Here is a 26,898-nt window from a genome sequence, read left to right as displayed (position 1 = left end):
TGTTTATGGTTTTGAGTTATTGGGACGACGCAGGTCGCCCCAAGACCCCAAAACGACAAGCAGGTTTCCAAATACGCCAAAGACCTGCAAACCCCGTTCCCGACCCAACTGAAAACAGAAAACTGCAAACCGAAAACAGCAACCCCAGGACTCCACACCCGATTCCCCCTACACCCGGTACCGCTTCAAACTCAGCATCAGCGCCGGCAGCAGCAGCAGGTTGGTTACACACGCCATCAATACCGTGGTAGAGACCAATACCCCCAGCGCAGCCGTGCCGCCAAAGCTGGAGGCCGAGAAGACGGCAAAGCCGCCCGCCAGAATCAATGCCGTATGGATGAGGCTGACGCCGGTTTCACGGATCGCCGCGGAAATCGCCTGATTCGGATCGAGCCCTTCGGATAGTTTTCGGCGGTAACTCGTCAGGAAGTATACCGTACCGTCGGACGAAAGACCAAAGGCAATGCTGAATACCAGGATGGTCGACGGCTTAAACGGTATGCCCGTGTAGCCCATAATACCGGCTGTGACGAGCAGCGGAATCAAACAGGGTAATTTGGAAAGAAGAATAATGGGGATGGACCGGAACAGGATCATTCCGACAAGCGCAATCAGCAGTATCGCGATCAAAAGGCTTTCATACAGGTTTCCGAGCAGGTAATCGTTGCTTTTGAGGAATACCAGGCTGTGACCCGTGAGGTGTACCTTGCTGCCGGAAGACGCGAAGATGGAATCTACCTTCGGCTCGAGCGTCGACATGATTTCCTTGATCCTGTGAGACCCTACGTCTGCCATCTGGTAGCTTACGCGGGTATACCGGCGGGTGGAGTCGAGGTACGCTTTCAGCAGAGAATTACTTCCCGACGAGCCTGCCGGGAGGTTTCCGGCCAGTTTTTGCAGTTCCAGCAACGGAGGAAGTACATAGAAACGCGGACTACCGCCCCGCTGCGCCTGATACGCCAGACGGATACCGTCTACCACCGAGCGCCCTTTCGAAAATTCAGGGTATTGCGCCATGACGCGCTCGAGCGAGCGGATTTTGTACAGCGTCCGGGCGCCTTCGTCGAATACCCCGTTCGGATGACCGGTATCGATGGACACTTCCATCGGCAGCGCGCCCTTGAATTCGGTTTCAAAGAACCGGAGATCACGGTACACCGGGTCGTTTTTAGGAAGATCGTCCACCACATAGCCCTGTACCTGCACGAAAAACAGCCCCAGGCCGGCGATAATTGTCACCGCCGTAATCGTCAGGTAAATAGCCGGGCGGCGATTCCGCACCCAGTGGTCAATACGCAGCAGCAGCGGCATCCACTTGCTTTCCGTCGCCTGCTCTATCTTCGCCGGCATGTAGCTCAGCAGGACGGGTACAACCACCATCGAAATGGCGTAAACGGCAAGAATACAGATGGCGGCCACGACGCCGAATTCCATCAGCAAACGGCTGTTGGTGAAATAGAATACCCCGAAACCAATCGCCGTTGTCACGTTGGCCAGCAAGGCGGAGAGTCCTACTTTCCGGATGATATTTTCCAGGGCCCGTTGTTTGTCGCCATGTTCGCGGAGTTCATCCTGATAATGATTGACAAGGAACACGCAGTTCGGCACGCCGATGACCATCAGCAGCGGCGGCAGCATCCCTGTCAGAATCGTGATTTCATAACCGAAAAGTACCAGCGTACCGAGCGTTACGAGTACGCCCATACCCACCACCAGCAGCGATACCAGCGTGATGCGCCAGGACCGGAACAGTACCCATACCATCAGGGCCGTCACCACCGCCGCCAGGATGAGAAACAGGGTCATTTCGTGCGATACTTTCTTCATGACTTCTGTCCGTATCGCCGGCATACCGGAATAGTGGAGGTCTATTCCTGTTTTTTCGGAGAATGCCTTTCCCTTTGCCCGGATCGTCTCGACGATCGTAATCCGCTCTTTGGAGTTCAGCACCTTTTCATTGAAGGTGATGACCATGAGGGTGGATTTGGTTTCGGGATTGAAAACAACGCCTTCGTAAAAGGGCTGGTCAAACAACTGTTTTTTCAGGGTATCTACATCCGCCTGCGACGAAGGCCGGGCCGTTATCAACGGTTTCAGCGCCCAGGAAGAGTCTGTTTTTTGCAGGTGAAAGACACGGGCGGAAGACAATACCTCCCGTACGCCGTGCATCGATTTAATATCCGTCGTCAGGTCATACCAGGCCTGATAAACCGGGAGGCTGAACCATTTTTCGTCCTGAAAACCTATGACCATCGAGGTTCCGTCGGCGCCGAACCGCTGCTTGAAACGTTCGTACTCAATCTGCGTGGAATCGCTGAGCGGCAAAACGCGCGCAATCTGGTAGGAAAGCTGGAGGCGGGTTCCGAGAAAACCCATGAAACCGACGAGTACCGCGAGAAAAACAAGACTAAAAATCCGATGGCTGAGAATCCAGCGGGCAAAAGATCTCCACATAGAGGAAAAGGCTATCAATCAGGACAAAGGCAGGCAACTCCCAACAGGGACATCCTGATCTTCGAAAACAATACCGGCGCCGGAAGGCTTTCCGGAGAAACGTACGAATCCCGGTTTTACATCATAGCCTGCACGCCAAAATCTTCCGAAACCCCGTTAAAAGACCCCGGAAACAGGGATTCATCCGGCAAAGATGATAAAATTTTGCCATGCTGAACCCGGAAAAGAGACATAAACCCCGATTAACGGGACGCTGGCACGTTCCGATTTTTCCGTTACCTTTGTTCAGATCAAGCGGTTCTGCTGGCCGGAAAAAAGGGTCAGCGAATAGTCCGGAAGCTGCTTTTCCGGCGCTATACACGACCTAACTAGCCGAAATTTTGTTTTTCCACGAATTCGCCCTTCATGACGATACGCTCGACGCGATCGAATCCATGAATTTTCACGAGGCCACTCCGGTACAGCAGATGGCCATCCCCAAAATCCTCTCCGGTACGGACTTGCTGGCCTGCGCCCAGACCGGTACCGGGAAAACCGGGGCCTACCTCATCCCTATTCTCGACCGCATTCCCGAATTTCCGAAGGGGCAGACGAGCACGCTCATCCTCGTCCCGACGCGGGAACTGGCTCAGCAGATCGACGAGCAGGTTCAGGGCCTGGGATATTACCTCGATGCAACATCCATCGCCATTTACGGCGGCAACAAAGGACCCGAGTGGGAACAGCAACGCAAGGCGCTGACCCAGGGAGCCGATATCATCATCGCTACGCCCGGTCGCCTCATCGCTCACCTCCAGCTGGGGTATGTCCGTTTTGAGCAGATCCGGTTTGTGGTACTCGACGAAGCCGACCGCATGCTGGACATGGGGTTTATCGGCGATATCATGAATATCCTTCACCACGTACCCGACAAACGGCAAACGCTGCTGTTTTCGGCGACGATGCCTCCCAAAATCCGGGAGCTGGCGAAGAAAATTCTTCATCACCCGGAAGAAATCAACCTCGCGGTTTCGAAACCGGCCGAGGGTATTGACCAGCAGTTTTACCTTTCCCGCGATGACCAGAAGATTCCGCTGCTCATCCACCTGATGAAGGATTTGGAAAAACCGAGCATGGTACTGTTTACGTCCCGGAAATCGGAAGTAAACCCGATCGTTCGTGCCCTGCGGAAAATGCACTGGCAAGCCCGCGGTATCTCCTCCGACTCGGAGCAGACCGAGCGTGAGAATATCCTCCGGGATTTCAAAAACCACCAGTTTCCAATTCTGGTGGCGACCGATGTCCTTTCCCGCGGTATCGATATCGACAGCCTCAGCCACGTGGTGAACTTCGATGTTCCCCGCGATCCGGAAGACTACGTGCACCGCATCGGCCGTACCGCACGGGCAGCCAACAAGGGTACTGCTATTACGTTTATCAACGAGCAGGACCAGCCCCGCGTCATGCGGATTGAGCGCCTCCTCGAACGGGATCTTCCGAAGCAGTCGATCACCGAAGAGATCGGTCTTGGCCCCGCTCCTGCCTGGGCTCCGCCTTCCGGCAAATCCCGGCACAACCAGCGCCCGAAAGGTCAGGGCGCCCCGCACAAACCCGGTCCCAACAACGAGAAAAAGCCCAAGTGGCACGGCAAGAAGAAGCGAAGCGGCCCTCCGAAAAACTCGCCGACCAAGTAGATGGAAAACAAGCTGATCCGGAAACTCCTCGTCAAACCCGGCACGACGGTATGGGTGGAAAACGCCCCCGACGCACCGGAACACATCTTCGGTGCATTTCCTGCCGACGTTCGGGTCACCGGTACCCCTGACGGATTTCAGGGTATCTTTCTTTTCGTGAAAAACAGTACGGAGCTGAATGCTGCGCTTGCGTACATTCACCCCCTGCTGAAAAAGGATACGCTTTTCTGGATTTTCTACCCGAAGAAGGATTCCGGAATCGAAACCGACCTCAAAATGGCGAAATGGGACGAGCTGGCAGCGTATGCCCTGACGCCCTGTGCATCGGCGGCGGTAGATAAGGTATGGAGCGGTCTCCGCATCAAACCCATAGACGAAGTAAAAGCCTCCGGCGTCGGAAACGACTCAATCCGCCAGAACGAGTACGGCGGGTACATCGATGTCGCCAACAAACAGGTTTCCCTGCCTGCCGATCTCGCCGCTGCGCTGACGACCGAAGCGCGCGAATTTTTCAACGGCCTTTCCTATACCAATAAAAAGGAGTACGTACTCTGGGTGCTGACTGCCAAACAGGAAAAAACGCGGCAGGAACGCATTGGAAAAACCCTGGAGAAACTACTCTCCGGAAAGAAAAATCCGACGGAAAAGTAATGTCCGTTCAACCTGCGACGCTGCCGCCGGCATCCGTTCTTGCCAAAAGTACCTGGCAGTATCAGGATGCCTTCCGGATTCCGACAGACCGGCCGGTCACACCCTTCGAAGCCGGCCGCGCCTTCTTTTCCTCCGCTCCTGCCTGGGTAGAACGGCTATTTGACTGGCGAAACCGGCTGGTGCGGCGCCTCGGGCTGAAAGTACCGGAAGGCAACCGCAAACCCTTTACCGGCACGCCGGGAGAGCAGATGGGCTTGTTTCGCGTGTATGCGCATACGGAGCAGGAACTTGTTCTCGGCGAAGACGACAGGCACCTCGATTTCCGCGTTTCGCTGCTGACGGAGCCCGGGTTTCTCACGCTTTCGACCACCGTGCGTTTTCATAATTTCTGGGGACGGCTTTATTTTCTGCCCGTCGCACCGTTTCACCGGATGGTCGTTCCCGCTATGCTTCGGGGCATGAAACGTAACCTCCTGGCTGCCAATCATTAAGTTCTCGCCGCCGCTTACGAATCGGTCGGTATCGGATACTCCGTTTTCCCCTTGTATACGCTTTCTTTGAGGGAAAACCCCCATCAACGTGATCTTCTTTCGTATTCTCTGGGGAATCGACGCAGTCGTGGCCCTGGTGATCATCTACTTCTTTTTTGTGGGAATCGGCGACGGGTCCGTCTCGTCCTTCAACATGGGCCTTTGGCTCCTGATCCTCAGCGTATTGGCTATCGTGCTCGGCGGCAGTCTCTGGCTGAGACGAAAACAGCAGCCGGTTCTGGCGAACCTGCTGCTGCTTGTTGTAGCCGTTCCCGGCGTGTTATATGGCTTATTTGTACTACTACTCGTCGTGACGAATCCACACTGGCAGTAACTACCGTGTGCCGGAAGGCAGGGGTATCGCCTGGCCCGAAGGAATAGGTTTGCCAAAGGAAGGCGTCCCGTCTTTGTTCCAGGTAATCTTCTGCGCGCGTGGTGAGCGGGTACCTCCGCAACCCTGATCCGACGCGGAATTGGCGTGGTACAAAATCCAGTCTTCTTTTCCGTCGGGAGATTTGAAAAAGGAGTTGTGGCCAGTACCGAATACCTGGTTCTCAGCGGATTGCTGAAAAACGGGTTCCTGGCTTTTTGTCCAGGAAGACGCTTTTAAAAGATCCGCGTCGTCTTTGGCCGATAACATACCCAGGGCATAGGTGTTCGTCCAGCACGCGCTGGCGGAATAGACGATGAAGAGCTTCTTTCCATGCGCGAGAAACTGTGGTCCTTCGTTGACGAGGACGGGAATTTTGGGTTTCCATCCGGCGGTATTGCTCCAGTTTCGTTCCCAGGGTAGTTCAGGTCGTGACAGCAGTGTACGTTCCGTTTCGACAGTCCACGGATTCTTCAATCGCGCGATGTAGATATTTTGTGTTTCATCGGTCGAAACTTTCTTCTCCCATCCCGACCAGATCAGGTAGTATTTTCCGCGGTGCTCGAAAACGGACCCGTCGATTGCCCACTGATTGGAGGCGTCGGTCAACTGCCCTTTCATTTCCCAGGAACCCTGAAGCGGATCAGCGGAAGCATTTTCGAGGACCCACAGGCGACGGTTGTCACCTGATTTGCCGTCACCCGCCGTGAAGTATACATACCATTTTCCGTCGATCCGGTGAATCTCCGGCGCCCAGATGTCTTTGGAATGCGGACCGCCGGCCGGCGGCGTCCAGATGACTTTGGTTTCCGCTTTAGGCAGCTCCGTCAGCGACCGGGTTTTCCAGAGCTTGAGGGAATTCCCGGTCGTATGCATGTAATAGTAGTAGCCATCCACATACGTACTCCAGGGATCCGGTCCCGACGGCAGCAGCGGATTGGTAAACGTCTGCGCGAAACTGACACTGCTCAATAGCAGTAGCGACAACATTCGGAACAGCATATTTCAAGGTTTAGAAGTGTATGTTTCTATTTCGAGGGCAGGGGGCATGGAGCAAAGGGCATGGGGTAGGCGACCCTGTGCCCTTAGCTCCATGCCCCATGCCCTCTGCCCCCTGCACACTCAGTTCGTCTTACTATCCAGCACCTTCATAAAGTACCCGCCCACGACGCTGCGCGCCTGGAAACCGACCATCTTGCCGTTGGTGGTTTCGTACCAGTCGCTCATGGGCACGCGCGAAGAAGTTTCGTTTGCATACTTTAGCACGGGCAATATAAGCGCCTTGAAATCAGCAGGCTGGCTGGCCAGCGTTGCCGTCCAGATAATCCAGTCTGACTTGGTATAGGTCTTCCGGCTGTCGAGCGGCAGGCCAAACGGCTGCTGGCGGGTCAGGTAATAGCGGATTTCCTTGTCATACACCGACTGCGGAAAGAGCTTCAGACCCAGGACCTTATCCCACACCAGGTTGTACTTCTGGCTCCAGGAACCCTTCCTGTCAAACGTAAGGGCGTAGTGGTCGCCGTCGTCTGCGAGTTGCATCCACTTTTGCACCATTTCTTCGGTACTCTTGCGGAAACGAACGGCTACGTCCTTCTGACCGAGTTGCTCAGCCATTTGCGCATAGCAGCCCAGCCCGACGATTGCCTTGACGGAAAGGTTCGCATTGCGCGCCAGGTGACCGGCAAAATCGTCCGTACACAACTGGTTAGCCGGGTCGAAACCGTCTTTCAACAGGTATTCCGCCCAGGTAGTCAGGGTTTTCCAATGGGTACGGGCGTAATCCGGCTTTCCTTCGGCCTTGACGATGGCGGCGGTCAGAATCAGCATGTTACCGGATTCTTCCACCGGCATATCTTCTCCGTATACCTGGCCCGTCGCCAGCGGATACGTACCAAGGTCGTGCGCGGCAAAAGGTTTCGTCCATTTACCACTTTCACTGTAATAAAAGATGCCATTCAACATCCCCTTGAGCAGGTCCGGGTTGTAGAGCAGGTACTGAGGCGCCGACGGATAGGTGACATCCACCGTATTGATACAGCCATTGCTGAAGTTTTCTTTCGACAGAAACAGGATATCTCCCTGCGGACTTTTGACCAATTTGTGCGCGGCGATGCTCTGACGGTATGCGAGCTCACACAGGCGGGCATACTCTTCGCCGCCGGCCTTGAGGGCGTCTTCCCGTACCTGGCGGTCGGTCGCGGCGCATTTTTCCAGCACCGACGCATAGTCGGCAGCGGCAGCCGTCAGTGCCTGCTGAATCGTGGTACCATCCAGTTTCCACCAGGCTTTCAGGTGCTGGCCGAAGTAATCGATCGCCTCGATATCGTCGTATGCGAGCATCAGGAACTGCTTTTTCGGCTCGGAACCTACCTTGCCCAGCGGCACCAGCGTATTCAGGGTCAGGTGCTTGCCTTGCTGCAGCATCGACCGAACCGGCTTGAACGCCGGTGCGGCGGTGGTATACTGCATAGCGTTGTCCTTTTTCGGCGCGGCGACGTAGAAATAACCCCAGTCAATACGCAGGTCGTCTCCCTTCTTTTTCAGAATCGGCTGCGCAACGGAACCGGCTTTCAGGACAGTCAGACCGTCGATGGACTCCGGCGTGACCGATACCTCCTGTGCGGCTGTATTCACGGCCACGTCGGTCGACGCCCCCAAATAGAACTGTACATTGTGCGAGCCGCCGTCGTTCGCCGCCACTTCATACGAAACGTAGGATACCGGCCGCGACAGCAACTTCAAATCGCTCATAATCAAGGGAGAAGCAAACGTCAGCGTCAGATCCACTTTCCCGCAGGTAAACGCATACCGCGTTTGGGTAGCAGAAATGCTGACGCTTTTCTGTGTCGCCACCTGGAGCGCCTGGTCCTTCGCCGGCGCTTTTTCGATGGATAGTCCGGCGTCAAGCCCCGCTCCGCCTGCCGTATTGGCGATGTGGATGGCCAGGACGTTCTTCCCGGCTTTCAGGCCGGATTTGACGGGTACGTAGATGAATTTGTGCAACCAACCGATGTGGCTGTAAATCTTCTCCCCGTTGAGGTATACCTCGATGTTATCGTCGTGATTGATTTTGAGGAAGACCGGCTCAGTCGGTATACTGGCCAGGTCAAACGTCCGTCGGGTCCAGAGATCGTGACTCTTCCAGAGGGTGCCGCCGGCAGAGGCGTTGTCGGTAAACGGCGCCTTTCCTGACTTCCAGGAAGCATCGCTGAAGCCAGCAGTATTCCAGCCTGCGGCCGGTTCGGTCTCGGTGTAGCGAACCTGGTGGTCGGTCTCGTCAGACGTCGGCAGGATAGCCTGGTAGCTCTTGCTTTCGTGTCCGAGGAAGCGGTAGCGGGTACCGTCGACCGAAAGCACGCCCAGCAGCGACTGTTCGGCGCCGGTCCAGTGACGGGTGGTGGATTGGTTCAGCTCGTTGGAAGCCGACCAGATACTGAAGTAGGGGTCGTGAGTAACGAGCGGATAGGACGGCGCCCGGAAATCCTGGGCCTGAGCCATCCCGCTGACGGCAGCCAGCAGAAGGAAGCATTTTTTCATAGGTTCTTCGGAATAAGCGATACTTACCTGATATAGTAGGGATAGAGGGGTTTTAACTCAATGTTGGGGGTTTAGAAGTTTTCGGTTTACAGTTTTCGGTCTTCAGTTTTCTGTTTTCTGTTTTCTGTTTACTGTTTTCAGTTGGGCTGCTACCCAACCAGGTTGCCCGCCTTGAGTAGCTTCAACTGAGAAACGAATGTACTATGACCGAACCCGGTAGCCCGCCGTACGTAGCATCCGCTACGTACCTTTTAATTGGTAGGCTGTGCCTGCCGGTTTTCAAACACCCCTCCCGGGCACTATTATCTCAATAACGACCGTCAAAGGTTAATGAATCAGGAGACGAAACAAGCAGGCGCAGCCTACTGATTAAAAAGTGCGTAGCGCATGCTACCGTAGTGGAGCTACGCACGGCGGGCGAAGGGGTTTGGCAACAGCAAACTGAAAACAGAAAACTGAAAACCGTAAACTCTAAACTCCCCCCGCCCCTCACTTCAACGGCCTCGCCTCCACCCCTTCAAACGTAATCTGAACGGGCTTGATCTTGCCATTTTCGTCGAAATACATGCGGTCGATGCAGGTAACGCGGTGGTTCGCGTCGGTTTCGCCAAGCGGGCGGCGGTGATAAATGATGTACCATTCATCTTTCCCCGGGACCTGGATCACCGAATGGTGCCCGGCGCCGGTTGCTACCTTCGCATCCTGCTGGAGAATTTTGCCCACGCGTTCAAACGGCCCAAAAGGCGAATCCGCCACGGCATAAGCCACGGAGTAGTTCGGCCCCGTCCAGCCGCCTTCCGACCACATGAAGTAATATTTTCCGTTCCGGATAAACATAATCGGTCCTTCGACGTAGTTCTGAGGAGTAATCTCTTTGAATGTCGATCCGTCCTCAAACGGGATGAGCGTCGTGAAGTCGTCGCTCAGCCGGGCGATGTTGCAGTGCCGCCAGCCGCCGTAAATCAGGTAGTATTTTCCGTCTTTGTCCTGAAAAACATACTGATCGATGGGCTGCGCGCCGTTCCGGATTTTGTCAACCAGAGGCTTGCCGATAAGGTCTTTGTATGGTCCTTCCGGTTTACCCGCTACCGCCACGCCGATACCGCCCGCCTCGTTGTCATTCTGAATGTCATTCGCCCCGAAAAAGAGGTAATATTTTCCTTTTTTCTCAACGACAGCCGGCGCCCACATCGCCCGTTTCGCCCATTTCACGGCAGAGGTATCAATGATGCGTTCGTGCTTCGTCCAGTTGACCAGGTCAGGCGACGAAAACGCATCCATCCGTATCTGCTGATTATACGGCGCCGAGTACGTCGGAAAAATCCAGTATTTCTTTTGGAAGATAACACCCTCCGGATCGGCATACCAACCGGGGAAAACAGGGTTCCCTGATTTTTTCTGAGCAAGGGAAGTACCGGCCAGTCCGCCACAAAGCAACAGCAACAAAACTTTTTTCATGTGAGTGAAGAGGGATAAAGTGTGCCGTGCAAAGCTACTCCATCCCGATTATATTCGACGCAAACCTGGCGGGTACGCTCCCGGACGACGTCGCCGCGCCCCTGCCGGCTTTCCTTTTTTCCGACGACGGGCTTGCAAATTCATGTATCCGATTAATGAGAAGAAAAACGGCGGAACAGCCGGTCGCCGCTCCGCCGGGCGCAGCATGGATTGGATCAGTAGGTTATTTTCTCAATCGGCGATAAGAGCAGGTCTTCCACACCGGCGACTTTCACGCCGATCCGGGCGAAGACGTAATTCTGCGAAGGCGTCAGAGCCGGTATTGTCACCTGCAACTGCACTGCCGACGGGTCCTTCAGATCTTTTCCCTCGATCGTTTGCGAGGCGACACTCGTTCGGGTATCGACAAAAGCCGTCTTGCTGACGTACAACGATACCCGTTCGATGGCCTTACCCGACGCGTCGGTGATGATCTTTTCCAGGGCGCACGTCGCTCCTACCTTCCCCTCTCCTCCTGAAAATTTCGCATTACGGATCATGTAATAAGGTAGCACTTCCAGATCGAGGGTACGGCTGCCGCGCATGGCCAGTGGAATGGTATCCGATTGGGTTTCTGTATTTTTCAGGGATTTGAACGGTCCCTGATACGGGGGAATAACAAGCTTATAGGTTCCGTCAAATAAAACAGACGAAAAGCTGCCGTCCTGATTCACCGCTACGTTGATGGCGCCGCTCTTCCCCCAACCCGGTTCCCATAGCTCGAAATTCACGTTGTTGTATTCTACCCCGATCGGCTCTCCCTTGTAGACGATGCGACCGCGGAATTCGGACGACGGAGCCGCGTAATTATCGAATTTACAGCCGGATACCAGGGCCGCTAGCCCCAGGAAACAGGCAGATAGATAGGTCTGTTTCATCATTGGTTCGGGTTTTTGACGATTTTGGGGTTATTGTTCCGGATCTCTTCGCTGATGAGGGAGTAGTAATTGCCGAGGCGGAAACGGTGCGGATTGGTGACGTTGGCCGGGATAATCTGCCGGAATACCCATCTGCCATTGGTCGCCGCGCCGGGCGCATACACCTTGTACGGCCACAGGCCAAACATGCGGGTACTTGTTTCGGTGGCTTTTCCCGGCTGCGTAGTCAGCGGAGTCGACGCGCCATTCCAGACCACATGCGCCAGCCGCCAGCGTTTCATATCCCACAACAGATGGCCTTCAAAGGCCAACTCTACCTTCCGCTCATGCACGAGGCGGTCGAACGTGATATCCGCTGCCACCAGGTCCGTCTGAAAACCTGCCCGGCGGCGTACCGGGTTGAGATACCCCGCCGCTTTTGCTTTATCTCCCAGCTCAAAAGCAGCCTCAGCCGCATTCAGCAGTACTTCTGCATACCGATACCGCACCCACCAGACATCACTCTGGGTACCGATCTGACCCGAACCTACTGCCGGGTCCATGAATTTCCGGACATAAAAACCGGTTTGGGCGCTGTATTCGAGGCCGTCGATCGGTCCGTCAAAGCCTACTACCTGATCATCGGTCGTTTTTCCGGGAAGTACTTTCCGGGCGCCGAAATTGTCGCCGGTGATGATACTGCCATCGGCCAGCATATACCCGGCCCAGATGTCAAGCGTTTTGGCTTTAAACTGGCTGCCGGGGAGAATCACGGTACCGCCAAGACGGGCATCGCGGTTGGCAAAGAGGTCAAGGGGATTGTTGAAATAGAGGTAGTTCCCGCCGGCATCTTTCGTAGCGAAAGGTTCGAAGGTATTGTCGAGCTTTTCGAACGACTGCACCAGGTTGAGCGAGGGATTGATACGTCCCCCCTGCTGCTCTTCGGCGCTGCTGCGGGGCTGGTTGTTAAGGGTCCAGCCCTGGATTTTCCCACTTTTCAGCTTGAAATCCTTCACGAAAATAACTTCCGGATTATTCGATTTGTCGGTAAACAGGCTGGCGAAGTTGTCCTGCAAATCCGTCGGTTTCTTCAGGTACAACGCATACTGGCCGCCGGCGATCAGCTCTTCCGCCGCTTTCAGCGCTTTCTGGTAATAACCGGCAGCCAGCGCTGCCGGAATACCAATTTCTCCACCCGGCAGGGATACTTCCGGTGTATTGACGCCATACTTTGCGATAGAGGCCGCGTACAGTGCCGCCCGGGCCTCCGTAGCAAGGGCGAGGCCCTTCGTCGCCCTTGATTTGGTGGAGGCCGCCGCCGGTAAATCCGCCTTGATTGCTTCCATCTCCGCAATCACGAAATCATAGATCTCGGACTCTTTCGCCCGGGCATGCTGCAGGTAGGTCGGGTCGCCGCTGAAGTTATACTCCATCGGCTCCAGAATAAGGGGTACCCCTCCCATTCGCTTCACCAGCTCGAAGTACACCGATGCCCGGAGGTAGCGGGCTTCCGCCAGAAACAGGCTTTTTTCGGTCAGCTTGGAAGCCTCGCACTTCTGAATGAAGAGGTTGAGTTCCCGGAGAAGACCATAATCCCAGTAGTTCCACCAGTCGTACGGATACTCGGAATTACGGCTCCGCCAGTACTCACTGGCCGCAGAGGCGAAGGCTTCGTCGAAATTGGCATACTCGGCCCATTTCTCAACGGATTGCAGGTCGGGGTACCGGTCGTACAGGTCAGCCAGTACCGTCAGTACGAGCGTCGGGCTTTGCCATACCTGTGCGTCATTCAGAATATTGGTTGGCTCCTTGTCGAGGAACTTTTCATCGTTGCACCCCGCCAATACCAGCAGGAAAGAACCCAGTAGGAATATCTTTTTCATTTCGGTTAGAGCGACAGGTTGACACCGACATTGACAAACTTGTTCTGCGGATACGCGAGGCCGTTTCCTTCGGAGATTTCCGGGTCGATGCCCACCTTCCGGAGGTTGTCAATCGAAAACAGGTTATAGGTATTGAAGTAGATCCGTGCGCGTTTCACCTTCACCCGTTCCAGCAGCGCCTTCGGCAGCGAATAGCCGATTTCGAGGGTACGGAGGCGGAGGTACCGCACGTTTGTCAGCCAGAAATCAGAGTCCTTGTTATTGTTGCTGTGGCCGCCGTCGTTGAAGCGCAGCGCCGGGTATTTTCCTGCAATCCAGGGGCTGTTGAGGTTGAAGGGATCTTCGCGGTGCCAGCGGTCGTCGTAAAAATCCCGCAACAGTGCGCCACCGTTCTGGTAGGCCCAGCGCATTTCCCAGTTCCGCATGTAGGAATAGCCCGCGCCACCCGAGAAATCGGCTGTGAAGTCGATCCCTTTCCAGGCCAGCTGGAAATTAAGGCCATAGTTGAGCGTCGGGTTGTTGCCGACGGCGTTTCCGATGGGGCGGACATCCCGGTCGTCGATTACACCGTCCTTGTTTGTGTCCTCGTAGATGAGGTCTCCGGGAAGGAGGGTTTTATTTCCCTGACCGTCGACATTGACGCCATACTCGTTGATTTGCTGCTGGGACTGAAACTGCCCGGTTACGTGGTAGCCCCAGAAGACGTCGTTCCAGCGCTGTTCGCCGGAGTTCCGGTAATGGTCCAGGGAATTGTTCCAGCGCGGTTTGTAGGATGACAGGAACTTCCGCCTGGAAAAAGACAGGTTTCCGCCAATACTATAGGTCACGTCATGGGCTTTTCCGGTGTAGGAAAGCGACCCTTCTCCTCCTATCTGAGAATCGCTGTTGACGTTTTCATCGGGAAGGGAGTACCCGAGCTCGGACGGTACCAGCACATCGTACTTGCGTCCGCGCAGGCCCGACCGCCTGCGGTTGAAGTAGTCGACCGACCCGTTCACCTTTCCATTCAGCAGCGAGAAATCTGCCCCTATATCCAGGATTTTGGAGGTAAACCAGGTAATGTTCGTGATCGGAACGCCGCGATCCCGCGAGCCTTTAATCACCTGGCCATCCATCACAACGGTAGACGAACCATAGCTATACCCCGAAACATAGTCGAAGTCCCCGATACCCACGTCGTCATCGCCCAGCGCGCCGTATGATCCGCGCAGTTTCAGGTTGGTGAGGACGGTACCCGCGCCGAGGATTTCACGCGCAAACGGCTCTTCCGTAATCCGCCAGCCAGCGGATACAGAGGGAAAGAAACCCCAGCGTTTGGAAGGCGCGAATTTGTAGGAAGCGTCCCGGCGACCGGCCAGTTCGAGGAAATACTTGTTGTCATAGTTGTAGTTAAACCGCCCGATATACCCTGCCCGCGCCGTTTGCACGTCAGTGTCGTTGTAGGTATCCATGTCGGCAAACTGCAGCAGCGGCAGTTCGTTGGTTTGCGGAACGCTGTGTACCCAGACGTCGATTTCGCGGCGGGAAATCCGCTCGGCCACGAATGTCGCGCCGATGCCATGCTTGCCGAAGGTATTGTTGTAGTTCAGCTGCCCTTGCAGGACGTTTTCGAGTACCTTCCGCGTGCCGCGCTCCCGCCAGGGGTTGGTACTGCCTCCGGTGCGCTTATATTCCTGAGTATCCGGGTAGTAGGTGAAGGCGTCGTAGGTATACTCGTGGCCGTTCATGAGCCGGTCGGCGATGTAGTAGGAATATACGCCCCGGGCCGTCAGCCCTTTGACCGGGAAGGTATACTCGCCGGTGAAGTTGGCCTGAAGTACGCGCCAGTCTTCCGTCCAGTACCCCGATTTCTTCTTGTTGAGCAATCCCCAGTTGGTATCGTTGTGGCCGATGTCATTGAGGTAATTCGGGTTGTCGTTGGCGAAGGGGCGCTCGGTAGGCCGGTTCCGGAACAGGGCGAAGCGCGGCGCCCAGTAATCGTCTACGCCGGGTACTCCCGGATTGTCGCGGGTTTCGATGCGTCCGTTGATCTGCACGCCGACCTTCAAACTATTGGTAATCTGTGCGTCAACATTACTCTGGATATTCGTCCGCTTGAAGATAAACTCGCGGCCGAGCACCGAATTCTGAAACAAATGCGTGGCGGAAATGTAGTAGTTGATTTTGTCCGAGCCGCCGGTGGCACTCAGGTTGACGTTGTACTGCGGCGAGTTTTTCTTGACGATGAAATCATACCAGTCGAAGCTCCGGTAGCCATATTCGGTCCCCTGCTTCCACTTGGCGAGCTCGGCAGGAGTAATATCCGTCCGTCCATACTGATTCATTTCTGCGTCGGCCTTGCCGAGCATCCATTCATAGGCGTTCGTGGTCCGCGGAAAGCGCGTCCAGTTCTGGAAGCCCGTATAGGCGTCCACGTTGATGGTATTCTGACTGCCGGTACGTCCGCGTTTGGTCTTGACAACGATTACGCCGTTGGCCGCACGCACGCCGTAAATTGCCGCCGATGCGTCCTTCAGCACCGTAATACTCTCAATATCATTGGGTGAAATGTTGTTGAACTGCCCGGCGTCTTTCTGAATGCCGTCGACGACATACAGCGGATTACCCATATTCCGGATCTGGATGTTGGCGCTGGCGCCCGGGCGACCATCCGTCATCCGGAACGACACGCCGGGAATCTTGCCTGCCAGGCCGGAACTGACCGTCGCGCCACCGTGTATCTTGTCCAGGTCTTTGCTGGAAATACTGGAAATAGCACCGGTAATGGACTCCCGTTTCTGTTCGCCATACCCCACCACCACTACTTCATTGAGGGCCTTGTCTATCTGTTTCAGGTTGATTTCCAGGATACTCTGACTGCCGACGAGAATCTCCCGCGTTTCAAACCCGACGGAAGACACAATCAGTACCGCCTCCCGGTCGGGTACGTCGATGCGGAAGGACCCGGTACCGTCGGTCGTCGCGCCGCGGGTCGTTCCCTTCACCTGCAGGTTAGCGCCTGGGAGCGGTTCACCGGTCGCACCGTCTTTCACCGTTCCGCGGATGGGTACATCTTTCGGGCTAAGCTGAATGGTCGTCACCGATGGAGTACCGGCGGGCGCATCTGATGCGATGGAAGGAAGAGTCACCAATGCCGGGCGGGGCAAACCGGCGATCGTGCGGGGATTCTTCGCCTCTCCGACAATGATGTAAGAACGGTCTTTTATCTTCCTGAATGTCAGGCCAAACGGGCGAAGGAGATTTTCGAGCACCACCTCCACCGGGGCCGTCATCCGGATACTGCCGGCGGGAACGGAGAGATGATCAACCGTCCGGTTCTCAAACAGAATATGTACGCCGTACTCGCTTTTCACCTGCTTCAGCACCTCCCGGAGAGACCGGTGCGTCAGCGGAGCATACTCCGAATGCTGGACCGTCCGTTCGGCCCGGGCAAATGTTTGGGCAGGGCCCGCCTGATAGCCGAACGCTAGTCCGGCGGAGACCCAGAGAAGTAATGTGTGTTTCATAGGTAGTAAGGGAGATGAAAACTACTTGCTCTTTTCAGAAAAGGTGACGTGTTTTCCCTGGCGGACGACGCGGATATTCAGCAGTTCTTGAAGGACATTAAGCAGCTCGTCCCCGCTTGCTGCTTCGAATGTGCCGGATACCACCCGCTCACCGAGGCGGCGACTGGCAATGCGGACTTCGTATCCATAGTTTTCCCGGATCAGGTCGGCAATTTCCCGGAGCGGGGTATCATTGAAGATGTACTTGTGGTCGGCCCAGGCCGCCGCATCTTCCGGTTTCTTCCTGGTTTCCAGGGAAGTATACCCTTTTGCATCCAGCGTAAACTGATCGCCCGGCCGCATCATGATTTCGCGGGGCTTGTCGGTTTCCGGGTGATAGGCCAGTTTGACTTTCCCCTTCACCAGTACTACCCGCGTCGCCCGCTGCCGGTTGAAAACCACGAATTCGGTGCCGAGTACTTCCACGTCGACGTTGCGTTCCGTCCGGACGACAAAGCGGCGGTGATCAGCGGTATGCACAACGGAAAACTGCGCCTCGCCGTCAAGCCGTACTTCGCGGTCGCCCGAGCCAAAATCAAACCGCGGAAAACGCAACCGGGAATGCGCATTCAGCGTCACGGCACTACCTTCCGGTAGGACTATACGTTTCATCTGACCGAAGCCCGTTTCGTAGGTACGGTAGAAGAGGTTATGCCTGAAAATCCAGGCCGAAAGCACGAGCGTTACGGCGGCGGCCAGTCCCATTCCCCAGCGGAAAAACCGGGAAGGGCTCCGCGCCAATGCCTCTTCTGCTACCTGGCCGGTCCCTTTTTCGAGAAACAGGCGGTACTTTTCCAGCGCGGCATCGGTGTCGGCGTGGTATTGCAGATGGGTTGCTTCCCATTCAAAAAGCGTTTCATAAAAGACGACTTCGTTGCCCGGCTCCTGAAGCCATTCTTCAACGAGGCGCGTCTGCAGGGGCTTGAGCCTTCCTGCGTGATAGTCCATCAATATTTCTTTCGTTACCATGGTCTTGAGAGCTATTCGGGAAGAAGGCCGTCAGAGGCTGGCGATGAGCAGCAGGCACCAGAACCACTCCTCTTGGAGGGCCGCCCGCAGCGTAGCCAGTGCCTTGCTGATATGGGTTTCGACGGTCTTGACGTTCAGGTTAAGTTCATCCGCGATTTCCTGGTAGCGCTTGTTTTCGAAGCGGCTCATCAGGAACACGCGCTTGCATTGCGGGGTAAGTTGCTCAATCGTTTGCTCAATTTTCCGGTGAAGCTCGTCGAACTGCACGATTTCCGTCGGCGACGGCTGGTAATCGACCACCAGACCGAGGGAAGCGTCGGTACTTTGCCGCGACCGCGCCAGCTCCCACCGGACGTAATTATAGGAGCGGTTCCGCACCGCGCGGAAGAGATAGGCCGCGAAGGACGTCGTGACGGTGAGGTACACTTTGTCGCTCCAGAACTGAAAAAACACTTCCGACACAATGTCTTCCGCTACTTCCCGCGAGTACACAAAGCGCACGGCATGGCTGCACAGCGCTCCGTAAAAACGGCGGAAGAGCTCCTCGCATCCCCGCCGGGGATCGCTTTCAAAGAGCGCGCGAAGGTATTCGTCGGGGTCCCTGGGGGCCGTAACACCGGGGTTCAGTTCCAGTGTCCTGGCCTCCTGTCCGGAACGAAAGCGTGTAATAGGTCTCTGCATAGCAATTGGGGCGCAGTCGTCTGAGCGACAGCGGTGGACAGACAAGTATCTCCGTTCCGACCCTGAGTCCGTTTTTCATTTTTCTGATATTTTTTTCACGGAACTCCTCTCTCTTTAAGTTACAGCCGAATCGGGCCGGACCAAACCCAACTATTCCTTCGAAAAACCCAAAAAAGAAATCAGCCCGACTCAGGGTCGGGCGCAGCATACTTGTCAGGAGGAAAGCTTGTAAAATCGAATAGTTTTGTAGGACGATCCTGCTTAGCCTCGGATGAAAAAACACCTCCTGCCTGTTTTATTGCTGGCCGCCGGCATGGCCACCGCACAAACGCCCGTCAAATACCGGGAGCTGCCGCTGGGAGCCGTCAAGCCCCGGGGCTGGCTCAACGACCAGCTCCAGACGATGCGGAAAGGCGCTACCGGGCGTCTGGATGAGTATTACGACAAAGTCCGGAAAGACAACGGCTGGCTCGGCGGCCAGGGAGACGCCTGGGAAGAAACGCCCTACTGGCTCGACGGCGCACTGCCCCTCGCCTACCTCCTCGATGACGCCACGCTCCAGGCCAAGGTGAAGCGGTATGTCGACTGGAGCCTGAGTACCCAGCGCCCGAACGGCTTCTTCGGCCCGTATACCAAAGCCGAGCGTACCAAAGGAAAAATGGAAACCTGCCAGGACGGAGAAGACTGGTGGCCGCGTATGGTGATGCTGAAGGTGCTTCAGCAATACTATACCGCGACGAACGACAAGCGCGTCACCGACCTGATGACACGCTACTTCCATTACCAGCTCAAGAATCTCAAAGAATGTCCACTCGCTAAGTGGACGGAATGGGCGCAGTCGCGCGGGGGCGACAACATGCTCACCGCGCTCTGGCTTTACGATCAGACCAAAGATCCGAAGCTTCTCGAACTCACTGAATTACTCTACCGGCAGACCACGCCGTGGACCCGCATGTTTGGCGAGCGTAACTGGGTTATGCAGGCCGCGGCCAACCAGACCAGCGAAAAATGGATGGACCGGCATGCCGTCAACGTCGCGATGGGTCTGAAAACGCCCGCGGTATACTTCCTGAAAAGCCGCGATGCGAAAGACCTGGCGGCCCTGAAGACCGGCTTCCGCGACCTGATGACCCTTCACGGACTGCCGCACGGTATGTTTTCGGGAGACGAAGACCTTCACGGCAACGAACCCACTCAGGGTGTGGAGCTCTGCGCGATTGTTGAAGCCATGTTTTCCCTGGAACAGATGGTCGGTATCACCGGCGATACCGATTACATGAATGCGCTCGAACGCATGACGTTCAATGCGCTGCCGGCGCAGACGACTGACGACTACATGTCCCGGCAGTATTTCGGTATTGCCAACCAGGTTCAGGTATCAAAAGGTGTTTATGATTTTTCACTGCCTTTTCACCGGGGGATGAACAATGTCTACGGTCACTACGCCGGGTATACCTGCTGCACGGCCAACATGCACCAGGGCTGGACAAAGTATGCGTCGCACCTGTGGTATGGCACACCCGACAAGGGCTTCGCCGCGCTCGTATACGGACCGAATGTACTCCGCACCCGGGCAGCCGACGGGACTGACCTGACCATCGAAGAAGAAACAGCTTACCCGTTTGAAGACCGCATCCGGTTCACGATCTCGGCGTCGAAAACGGTTACGCTCCCGTTGGAATTCCGCATTCCGAATTGGTGCAGGGAAGCGACCGTCTCCCTCAACGGCCAGGTACTCCGGACCGAAAAAGGCGGAAAGACCGTCCGGCTCCAGCGCACCTGGAAATCAGGCGACAAGCTGGAACTGTATTTTCCGATGGAAGTCCGGACCAGCAACTGGGCGAGGAATTCGCGGACCGTGGAACGAGGTCCGCTCGTTTATGCGCTCAAAATCAGCGAGCAGTTTACGAAACTGAACCACCCGCAGGAAGGAGAATACTATGAAATTCAACCGCAGAGCGACTGGAATTTTGGTCTTCCGAAAAAGACCATCGAAAAACCGGCGGAATCGCTGGAAGTAGTAACGCGGACAATGACCTATCCTTTCGTCTGGAATGCCGACCACGCCCCGGTTGAAATCCGGGCGACCGGCAGGAAAATACCGGCCTGGAAACTGGTCGAAGGCGTAGCCCGGCAACCGGTCACTACCCGGGAAGAAGTGTACCAGGGCGAGGTTGACGCCGCGTCCGAACCGATTACGCTTATACCCTATGGCTGTACCAAACTCCGGGTTGTAGCCTTTCCCGTCGTACCTTAGAACACAACCTCTTATATTTTTTTCGCATGAAACGTATCCTCCTGACACTGGCCGCAGCCGGACTCTTTTTCCTCCAGGCTTCGGCCCAAAAAACGACCGGTGAAGCGGTCAAGGTACTTCCCGGACGGTGGTCCGCCGAAAAGGCCAATGCCTGGTACGCCAAACAACCGTGGTTTGTCGGCGCCAATTTTATCCCCAGTACTGCTATTAATGAACTGGAAATGTGGCAGGCAGACAGCTTCGACCCGACGACGATCGACCGTGAGCTCGGCTGGGCTGCGGGTATCGGTATGAATTCCATGCGCGTCTTCCTGCACAACCTGCCGTGGGAAAACGACGCGGAAGGGTTTAAAAAACGCATTGACCAGTTTCTGACCATCGCGGCAAAACACAAAATCAAGATTCTGTTCGTACTCTTTGATTCTTGCTGGAACGACGACCCGAAAACCGGAACCCAGCCCAAGCCGAAGCCCGGCGTCCACAATTCCGGCTGGCTCCGTGCGCCGGGCACCAAGCGCCTGTTCGATTCGCGTACCTGGGGCGGCCTCGAAGCCTATACAAAAGGCGTATTGACGGCGTTCGGGAAAGACGACCGCGTCCTCGGCTGGGATTTGTTTAACGAGCCCAGCAACAGCGGCTACAATGACGCCGTGATGCCCCTGCTGATGAAGACGTTTGAATGGGCCCGCGCCGCCAACCCGAGCCAGCCGATTACGGCCGGCTGGTGGACCGATCACCCGCTCTCGAACGAATTCATGTTTGCCAATTCGGACATCATTACGTTCCATAACTACCGCCCGTCGGACGATCTCGAAAAGCAGATCAAAGACCTTCAGAAATTCGGCCGGCCCATCATCTGCACCGAGTACATGGCGCGCAAGCACAAGAGCCTGTTCGAAACCTGCCTGCCGATTTTCAAGAAGTACAAGGTAGGCGCCATCAACTGGGGGCTCGTTCAGGGAAAAACCAATACGATCTATGCGTGGGACGAACCGATTCCGAGCGGCGACGAGCCTAAGCTCTGGTTCCACGACATCTTCCGCACCGATGGCACAGTGTATAAGGCTGAGGAAGTGAAGGTTATCCGTGACCTGACGAAGTAAGAGCAGCAAAGGGCAGGGGGCATAGGGCAGCGGGAGTATTTCCCCATGCCCTATGCCCCCTGCCCTTTGCTATTAAAGTTCCAGCACCATCCAGATCGTACAGCTATAATGCCCAGAGTTACCCAGCGGCGCATCGATCACCCGGAATCCCATTTTCTCATACATCCCCACTGCGGCAGACATCTCGCCGAAGGTTTCAAGGTACAGGTGGGTATATCCCATCTCCCGGGCGGATTCAAGGCTGCGTTGCATGAGGGCTTTTCCCAGACCTTTGCCGCGGGCAGCAGCAGTCAGGAAAAAACGTACCAGTTCCGCATATCCTTCCGGCAGGCCCTGCGTTGGGAAGATGCCACAGCCACCGAGCAGTATTCCCTCCTGCTCCTCTACCCAATAAATGGATCCGGGGGTCCGGAAGAGCTGGTAGAGGTTGTCGGTCGTCGGATCAGTATGAGCCGTTCCCTCAATCGGGACGCCGAATTCTTCAATGGAGTTACGGATAATGGCCGCGAGGGCGGCATTGTCAGCGGGTTCAATCAAACGCATATCAGAAAGGAATGGTCGTCAGGCAAACGGGCATGGAAACCTCGATATGCCTGCCGGTGGGGGTAATTTTACCGGTTTGGGCGTCGCGGCGGAAAATCACCACGTTGTCAGTATCGCGGTTGGCGACGAGGACAAACGCTCCGGTAGGATCGATCATGAAATTCCGGGGGTGCTTCCCGCCGGAGGGAGTAATATCAACGAGCGTCAGCTTGCCGGTCTTTGCATCGATGGCATAAATCGCGATGCTGTCGTGCCCGCGGTTGGAGCCATAGAGGAATTTGCCATCGGGTGAGATATGGATGTCGGCGCAGATACTCTCGCCTTTATATGATTCAGGCAGGGTACTGATGGACTGAAACTCCGTCAGCGTGCCGTTGGCACCATACCGGAATCCGGTTACAGTACCGTTCAGTTCATTGATGACATAGGCAAACTTTCCGTTCGGGTGGAAGGTAAAGTGCCGCGGCCCGGCGCCGGGCGCCACCTTTGCCGGAGCCTGTTCGGTGAGCTTTCCGGTTTGGGTATTCAGTTGGTAATGCGTGACTTCGTCGATACCCAGGTCCGGAACATAAATGTCCTTATTATTCGGCGCGAAGTTGATGGAATGCACGTGGGCCTTTTCCTGGCGCTTCGCATTCGGGCCTTTTCCGGTATGCTGGATGGTTTCGAGGGGCGCTCCCAGTGAACCGTCGGCCTGAACGGGCAGGATCGTCAGGCTGCCGGCGCCGTAGTTTCCGACAATGACCCATTTGCCGGTTTTGTCGACGGCGACGTGGCAGGGGCCGTTTCCGCCCGCCGACTGCGAGTTGAGCAATTTCAGGCTTCCGGATTTCCTGTCGAACGCGAGGGCATATACAGCGCCGCCGCCTGCGACTTCACCAACCGAGTAGACAAACTTTTTATTTGGGGAAATGGCCTGAAACGACGGGTTCTTGAGGCCGGTCGCAATACTTACAGGAGCGAAATCGCCTGTCGCCGTATTGAATTTGTAGAGGTAGATACCCTGGCTCGTCGCGGCGGTGTAGGTTCCGACCAGCAGGTAATACTCTTTGGATTGGGCGACCGAAGTGAGCGCCAGCCCGCAGACAGCGAGCAATCCGAGGACGATTGATTTCATCGAAAAGGGTTTAGAGGATCACGGTTTCAAAGGTAACGCCGGCGGGCGAGGTTTGAAAGCGCGTCAGGAAAGCGGTTTCCGGGCTGCCAGTCGCCGCAAATGGCGCCCCGGCGGAAATCGCCGGGCAAACGTCAGCCGGTAATTGCCCGTCCGGATGAGGTATTCATTGCGGGAATCGCCGCTGAGGGCAACGTCGGAATTCACCATCGATAGACTGACATTCCACAGCGGACTATTGTACCCGATCACCGCACGGTAATTGAGGTTGGGCCGGACGTGGAAGCGGGTATCACGCCCGTTGTCCGAAAATTCCCGGCTGAATGTCAGGTTCAGGTTTCCGGTAAGCGAAAACGTCGCAAAAAAATGCCGGTTCAGTACCCACGAGTATGCATAGCCGCCTCCCGGACCGAACTTATAGAACTGTACTTTTCGTACCGGATTTTCGGGGGAATAGGCGCCGGGAACGACTGTACTGTCTCCGCCGAAGGTGCCGGCATATAATTCCGCTCCGGCAAGCCAGCTGCCGGAACTTCGCTTCTGCCATTCATTCTGTACAAAAGCGGCACGGTAGGAAAAGCGATGCCCGTTGAACAAGTGGTATACCGACGTACCTACCATCCGCAGATACAGGTCGGGGCGCTGGTAATAGGCATCTTTATCAGCCGAGGCCATCCCTTTTTCCTTCAGGTAATATCCTTTATAGAACTGGCCGTAAACGTCTGTTACCCAGTTCCGTCCGTATAGGTGGGATTGCAGGTCGAGGTACCGCGTATCGCCCTTGCCGTTGTGCGGATTCAGGAACGGAAAGCCGTAAGCAAGGTTCAGGGATACCGAGCGGTAGGTCACCCCTACTCCCAGGTTGAGGGAGGTATTCGGCAGGTACGGCAGACGCGGTTTGGTCGTGATCAGGTGAAGACGGCTGTATTTCTGAGACATATAGACACGGCCCGTCAGCTTCGAAGGATAGGTCGAAACAAAAGAAGTATCCACCCATTTGCGACCTTTCGGGAGTTCTTCCGATTCTTCCGGCTCGGATTCGGCAGCGGTAATCTGCCCGTAGGAAGCACCGGTGATCAGCGACAAAAACAACAAAACAAATCGATTCGGCATCGTGGCAAAGATAGCAGGGGCAAACGGCGATAACACCCTGCTTCTTCCAACGAAAAAATCAGACCATCCGATCTGATTTCCTTTCCGGGTTTAGCCGGAATACCCTAAAAATCTGCGATTCAGGTGATTATGTCGACGCAAGAGCCTTCTTTTCTGCCGTTGGTCCCTGACCAGACACCCTGGGTTCATAAATCCTCCCCGCAACATGCTCAATCCATTTCATCGGAATAATCCGGGGTAAAAAAGCGCCGAACTGATTCAGAAAACCGGGGATTACCTCCGCTTTTCCCTTGAAAAGGCTTTTGACAGCGGTTTGGGCAACCTCCTCTGCTGTCATATTGACGCGGGCGGCGGTCCGTTTGATGGAATCTCCCATGCGGGCCCGGTTCACAAAGTCGGTATCGGTACTGCCGGGGCTGAGCATCGTCACCCGCACGTTGGAATGCCGCAGCTCATGGCGCAATCCGCGCGTAAACGAACGGACAAAGGCTTTCGAGGCGGCATACATCGTCACATACGGAACGGTCTGGTACGCCGTGGTACTGCAAACGTTCAGCAGATACCCGACCGGCCGGCGGGCCAGAACGGGCACGAAAACGTAGGACAGCTCCACGAGCGCCTTGACGTTCACATTCAGGATATCCATTTGCTCCTGTATCGGTATTTCGAGGAAAGGTCCGTTGAGACCGAAGCCGGCGTTGTTGACGACGACTTCCAGTTCCGGGCCTTTCTCCCGCTGCCAGGCCGTAATCGTCCGGACCACGCCCGGCAGGGACAGGTCTACAATCAGCGTATGCACCGCCACGCCGTATTGCGTCCGGATCTGATGCGCGTTGCGTTCCAGCTCCGTTTCGGCAATATCGATGAGCAGCAGGTGGTAGTTCCGGGCGGCAAGCTCCCGGGCGATGGAACGCCCGATTCCCTTTGCGGCGCCGGTGACGAGGGCATAAGCCATGTTGTTCGTGGTAAGGTGTAGCGTAAAAAGACAGCCGGGCTATCTCCCGAAAGAAGCCCGGCTGTGCTGCATTATCCCAATAGTTTACTGAGGCTCAGTTGGCCCCACCGCTGCGCGACAGGCCGGAGTGCCGGCACTTTCGGCAGTTGCAGGTTGCCCAGGCGGTGATAGAACGGGGTTGGACTGTCAGCCGTTTTGGGTTGGTAGGCGCCGGTGATGATCGGAATGTACATCACCCGGCGACGGCTCCGCGCGCCGTAGAACGGAGATTGCTGTACGCGGTGCCACAGCCTTCCGTCGTGAATGGTGAGGTCGCCGGCTTCGATTTCAAAGCCGACTTCCCGCTTATCCGGTTTATGGTCGATGAAATATTTTTTGCGGAAAAACAGGCCTGCCAGGCTCTGCCGGTGTGTCCCGGGAAGTACCCGGAGCCCACCGTTTTCGGTCGGGCAGTCGTCCAGGTGCAGGCCCACGTTGAGCATGGGCTGAATCCGGGAGCCGAGGAAGAGGTCGCGGGGGCTGTCGGTATGCCAGCCAAGCTGCTTGAACTGGCTGTCCGGCGTGTTGACGTAGTGATTGACCACGAGGCCGTCTTTTTCATTTTCGCCGATGCGGCCGTCGAATGGCCCGAGGAGTTCGAGCAGGGCCTGCAGGCGGGGATCTTTCAGGAAATCCCGCAGGCGATCGCTGTAATGCGAGGTGAAGGCCAGGCGCTGGATGATCTTGCCGCCGTCGGCGTCGCTGCCAAATTTCAGCGGAATACCGTTGACCTTGCGGGTATCGGATTTGAGAAAATAGGACTCAACCCGCTGTACTTCCCGGATGAACTCGCGGACGGTGTCGCGGTCGACAAATCCCTTGAAATGAAGAATACCGTGTTGGTGGAAATAACGACGCTGTTCGTCGGTAAGCTGTTGCTGAAACTGGAATGTCTGACTCATGGATGCGAATTCGTTTAGGCAAAATCTCCCCTGTCTCGATCGGTGCCGAAGGAGTGATACACGTTGAAAAAAAGTGGATGCAGCAGGTCCGTCAACAGAGTGACGAGCGCAAGTGAAGATTGATGAGGACGAGTTCGTATCGCTGGCGCATGGGGCTTGTGCTGATTTCGATTCAAAACAAGCAGGAACATTTCGCAATGTCAATACTCTACTTAATCTATTTTT

At 55.7% G+C, this 26,898-nt stretch carries 20 protein-coding genes; 6 read left to right on the top strand and 14 right to left on the bottom strand.

What is annotated here, in order from left to right:
- Nucleotides 1-168: 168 nt before the first annotated feature.
- Nucleotides 169-2,454 carry an efflux RND transporter permease subunit gene (locus BLR09_RS13560; RefSeq protein WP_093203070.1) on the bottom strand — a complete coding sequence of 762 codons (2,286 nt, stop codon included), beginning with the start codon at nucleotides 2,452-2,454 and terminating at the stop codon, nucleotides 169-171.
- A 380-nt stretch (nucleotides 2,455-2,834) separates the two neighbouring features.
- Between BLR09_RS13560 and BLR09_RS13555 the strand changes: the two genes are divergently transcribed.
- From BLR09_RS13555 to BLR09_RS13540, 4 genes are all read left to right on the top strand, one after another.
- Nucleotides 2,835-4,127, top strand: a complete 1,293-nt coding sequence (locus BLR09_RS13555) for a DEAD/DEAH box helicase (protein WP_317039220.1) — start codon at nucleotides 2,835-2,837, stop codon at nucleotides 4,125-4,127.
- Entirely contained in the window at nucleotides 4,128-4,778 is a 651-nt protein-coding gene (locus BLR09_RS13550; RefSeq protein ID WP_093203067.1) for a YdeI/OmpD-associated family protein, read from the top strand.
- Nucleotides 4,778-5,269, top strand: a complete 492-nt coding sequence (locus tag BLR09_RS13545; protein WP_093203065.1) for a DUF2867 domain-containing protein — start codon at nucleotides 4,778-4,780, stop codon at nucleotides 5,267-5,269. Before BLR09_RS13550 ends, BLR09_RS13545 begins: the two co-directional genes overlap by 1 nt.
- Nucleotides 5,270-5,357: 88 nt before the next feature.
- Nucleotides 5,358-5,642, top strand: a complete 285-nt coding sequence (locus BLR09_RS13540; RefSeq protein ID WP_093203062.1) for an osmoprotectant transporter permease — start codon at nucleotides 5,358-5,360, stop codon at nucleotides 5,640-5,642.
- On the opposite strand, the gene BLR09_RS13535 is transcribed toward BLR09_RS13540, so the two are convergent.
- From BLR09_RS13535 to BLR09_RS13500, 8 genes are all read right to left on the bottom strand, one after another.
- Complete coding sequence (locus BLR09_RS13535) at nucleotides 5,643-6,668, bottom strand: glycoside hydrolase family 43 protein (RefSeq protein WP_218126654.1); 1,026 nt, start codon at nucleotides 6,666-6,668, stop codon at nucleotides 5,643-5,645.
- 132 nt (nucleotides 6,669-6,800) lie between these two features.
- A complete protein-coding gene (locus BLR09_RS13530; protein WP_093203057.1) occupies nucleotides 6,801-9,215 on the bottom strand; it encodes a glutaminase family protein in 2,415 nt (804 codons plus the stop codon).
- A 489-nt stretch (nucleotides 9,216-9,704) separates the two neighbouring features.
- Nucleotides 9,705-10,673: a glycoside hydrolase family 43 protein gene (locus BLR09_RS13525; RefSeq protein WP_093203054.1), complete on the bottom strand. Its 969-nt coding sequence runs from the start codon at nucleotides 10,671-10,673 to the stop codon at nucleotides 9,705-9,707.
- Nucleotides 10,674-10,888: 215 nt separating this feature from the next.
- Nucleotides 10,889-11,590, bottom strand: coding sequence for a DUF3823 domain-containing protein (locus BLR09_RS13520; RefSeq protein WP_093204214.1), 702 nt, complete (start codon nucleotides 11,588-11,590; stop codon nucleotides 10,889-10,891).
- The gene (locus BLR09_RS13515) at nucleotides 11,590-13,452 is read right to left on the bottom strand and encodes a RagB/SusD family nutrient uptake outer membrane protein (protein ID WP_093203051.1); all 1,863 of its coding nucleotides are present in this window, start codon (nucleotides 13,450-13,452) and stop codon (nucleotides 11,590-11,592) included. The genes BLR09_RS13520 and BLR09_RS13515 overlap by 1 nt, the downstream gene beginning before the upstream one ends.
- A 5-nt stretch (nucleotides 13,453-13,457) precedes the next feature.
- Entirely contained in the window at nucleotides 13,458-16,958 is a 3,501-nt protein-coding gene (locus tag BLR09_RS13510) for a SusC/RagA family TonB-linked outer membrane protein (protein WP_093203049.1), read from the bottom strand.
- A gap of 21 nt (nucleotides 16,959-16,979) precedes the next feature.
- Nucleotides 16,980-17,966 (bottom strand): FecR family protein, encoded by a 987-nt coding sequence (locus BLR09_RS13505; RefSeq protein WP_093203045.1) that lies wholly within the window; start codon nucleotides 17,964-17,966, stop codon nucleotides 16,980-16,982.
- A 30-nt stretch (nucleotides 17,967-17,996) separates the two neighbouring features.
- Nucleotides 17,997-18,647, bottom strand: a complete 651-nt coding sequence (locus BLR09_RS13500) for an RNA polymerase sigma-70 factor (RefSeq protein ID WP_093203042.1) — start codon at nucleotides 18,645-18,647, stop codon at nucleotides 17,997-17,999.
- Between the two features lie 271 nt (nucleotides 18,648-18,918).
- Here BLR09_RS13500 and BLR09_RS13495 point away from each other — a divergent pair, with 271 nt between their 5' ends.
- Together BLR09_RS13495 and BLR09_RS13490 are read left to right on the top strand one after the other, a co-directional pair.
- Nucleotides 18,919-20,904, top strand: coding sequence for a beta-L-arabinofuranosidase domain-containing protein (locus tag BLR09_RS13495; RefSeq protein ID WP_093203038.1), 1,986 nt, complete (start codon nucleotides 18,919-18,921; stop codon nucleotides 20,902-20,904).
- Nucleotides 20,905-20,930: 26 nt separating this feature from the next.
- Nucleotides 20,931-22,007, top strand: a complete 1,077-nt coding sequence (locus BLR09_RS13490; RefSeq protein ID WP_093203034.1) for a cellulase family glycosylhydrolase — start codon at nucleotides 20,931-20,933, stop codon at nucleotides 22,005-22,007.
- A gap of 72 nt (nucleotides 22,008-22,079) precedes the next feature.
- On the opposite strand, the gene BLR09_RS13485 is transcribed toward BLR09_RS13490, so the two are convergent.
- The 5 genes from BLR09_RS13485 to BLR09_RS13465 all read right to left on the bottom strand — a co-directional run bounded on the left by BLR09_RS13485 (nucleotide 22,080) and on the right by BLR09_RS13465 (nucleotide 26,673).
- Nucleotides 22,080-22,550, bottom strand: coding sequence for a GNAT family N-acetyltransferase (locus BLR09_RS13485; RefSeq protein ID WP_093203031.1), 471 nt, complete (start codon nucleotides 22,548-22,550; stop codon nucleotides 22,080-22,082).
- Between the two features lies 1 nt (nucleotide 22,551).
- A complete protein-coding gene (locus BLR09_RS13480) occupies nucleotides 22,552-23,667 on the bottom strand; it encodes a lactonase family protein (RefSeq protein ID WP_093203029.1) in 1,116 nt (371 codons plus the stop codon).
- Nucleotides 23,668-23,730: 63 nt separating this feature from the next.
- The gene (locus tag BLR09_RS13475; protein ID WP_093203026.1) at nucleotides 23,731-24,777 is read right to left on the bottom strand and encodes a DUF4421 domain-containing protein; all 1,047 of its coding nucleotides are present in this window, start codon (nucleotides 24,775-24,777) and stop codon (nucleotides 23,731-23,733) included.
- A gap of 127 nt (nucleotides 24,778-24,904) precedes the next feature.
- Entirely contained in the window at nucleotides 24,905-25,732 is an 828-nt protein-coding gene (locus BLR09_RS13470) for an SDR family NAD(P)-dependent oxidoreductase (protein ID WP_093203023.1), read from the bottom strand.
- Nucleotides 25,733-25,803: 71 nt separating this feature from the next.
- Nucleotides 25,804-26,673: a phytanoyl-CoA dioxygenase family protein gene (locus tag BLR09_RS13465; protein WP_093203021.1), complete on the bottom strand. Its 870-nt coding sequence runs from the start codon at nucleotides 26,671-26,673 to the stop codon at nucleotides 25,804-25,806.
- Nucleotides 26,674-26,898 lie beyond the last annotated feature (225 nt).

The sequence above is a fragment of the Siphonobacter aquaeclarae genome, assembly GCF_900103285.1.
In the GTDB taxonomy this organism is placed as follows: Bacteria; Bacteroidota; Bacteroidia; order Cytophagales; family Spirosomataceae; genus Siphonobacter; species Siphonobacter aquaeclarae.
Note: the sequence above shows the minus strand (reverse complement) of the source record. Positions and strands in the feature narration are given on the sequence as shown.

Bases quoted from the DNA above. Each gene is read 5' to 3' on its own strand.
- BLR09_RS13515 (WP_093203051.1), bottom strand. From the start codon at position 13,452: ATGAAAAAGATATTCCTACTGGGTTCTTTCCTGCTGGTATTGGCGGGG.
- BLR09_RS13525 (WP_093203054.1), bottom strand. From the start codon at position 10,673: ATGAAAAAAGTTTTGTTGCTGTTGCTTTGTGGCGGACTGGCCGGTACT.
- BLR09_RS13495 (WP_093203038.1), top strand. From the start codon at position 18,919: ATGAAAAAACACCTCCTGCCTGTTTTATTGCTGGCCGCCGGCATGGCC.
- BLR09_RS13465 (WP_093203021.1), bottom strand. From the start codon at position 26,673: ATGAGTCAGACATTCCAGTTTCAGCAACAGCTTACCGACGAACAGCGT.
- BLR09_RS13550 (WP_093203067.1), top strand. From the start codon at position 4,128: ATGGAAAACAAGCTGATCCGGAAACTCCTCGTCAAACCCGGCACGACG.
- BLR09_RS13485 (WP_093203031.1), bottom strand. From the start codon at position 22,550: ATGCGTTTGATTGAACCCGCTGACAATGCCGCCCTCGCGGCCATTATC.
- BLR09_RS13475 (WP_093203026.1), bottom strand. From the start codon at position 24,777: ATGCCGAATCGATTTGTTTTGTTGTTTTTGTCGCTGATCACCGGTGCT.
- BLR09_RS13505 (WP_093203045.1), bottom strand. From the start codon at position 17,966: ATGGTAACGAAAGAAATATTGATGGACTATCACGCAGGAAGGCTCAAG.
- BLR09_RS13530 (WP_093203057.1), bottom strand. From the start codon at position 9,215: ATGAAAAAATGCTTCCTTCTGCTGGCTGCCGTCAGCGGGATGGCTCAG.
- BLR09_RS13545 (WP_093203065.1), top strand. From the start codon at position 4,778: ATGTCCGTTCAACCTGCGACGCTGCCGCCGGCATCCGTTCTTGCCAAA.
- BLR09_RS13500 (WP_093203042.1), bottom strand. From the start codon at position 18,647: ATGCAGAGACCTATTACACGCTTTCGTTCCGGACAGGAGGCCAGGACA.
- BLR09_RS13535 (WP_218126654.1), bottom strand. From the start codon at position 6,668: ATGTTGTCGCTACTGCTATTGAGCAGTGTCAGTTTCGCGCAGACGTTT.
- BLR09_RS13480 (WP_093203029.1), bottom strand. From the start codon at position 23,667: ATGAAATCAATCGTCCTCGGATTGCTCGCTGTCTGCGGGCTGGCGCTC.
- BLR09_RS13560 (WP_093203070.1), bottom strand. From the start codon at position 2,454: ATGTGGAGATCTTTTGCCCGCTGGATTCTCAGCCATCGGATTTTTAGT.
- BLR09_RS13510 (WP_093203049.1), bottom strand. From the start codon at position 16,958: ATGAAACACACATTACTTCTCTGGGTCTCCGCCGGACTAGCGTTCGGC.
- BLR09_RS13490 (WP_093203034.1), top strand. From the start codon at position 20,931: ATGAAACGTATCCTCCTGACACTGGCCGCAGCCGGACTCTTTTTCCTC.
- BLR09_RS13470 (WP_093203023.1), bottom strand. From the start codon at position 25,732: ATGGCTTATGCCCTCGTCACCGGCGCCGCAAAGGGAATCGGGCGTTCC.
- BLR09_RS13520 (WP_093204214.1), bottom strand. From the start codon at position 11,590: ATGAAACAGACCTATCTATCTGCCTGTTTCCTGGGGCTAGCGGCCCTG.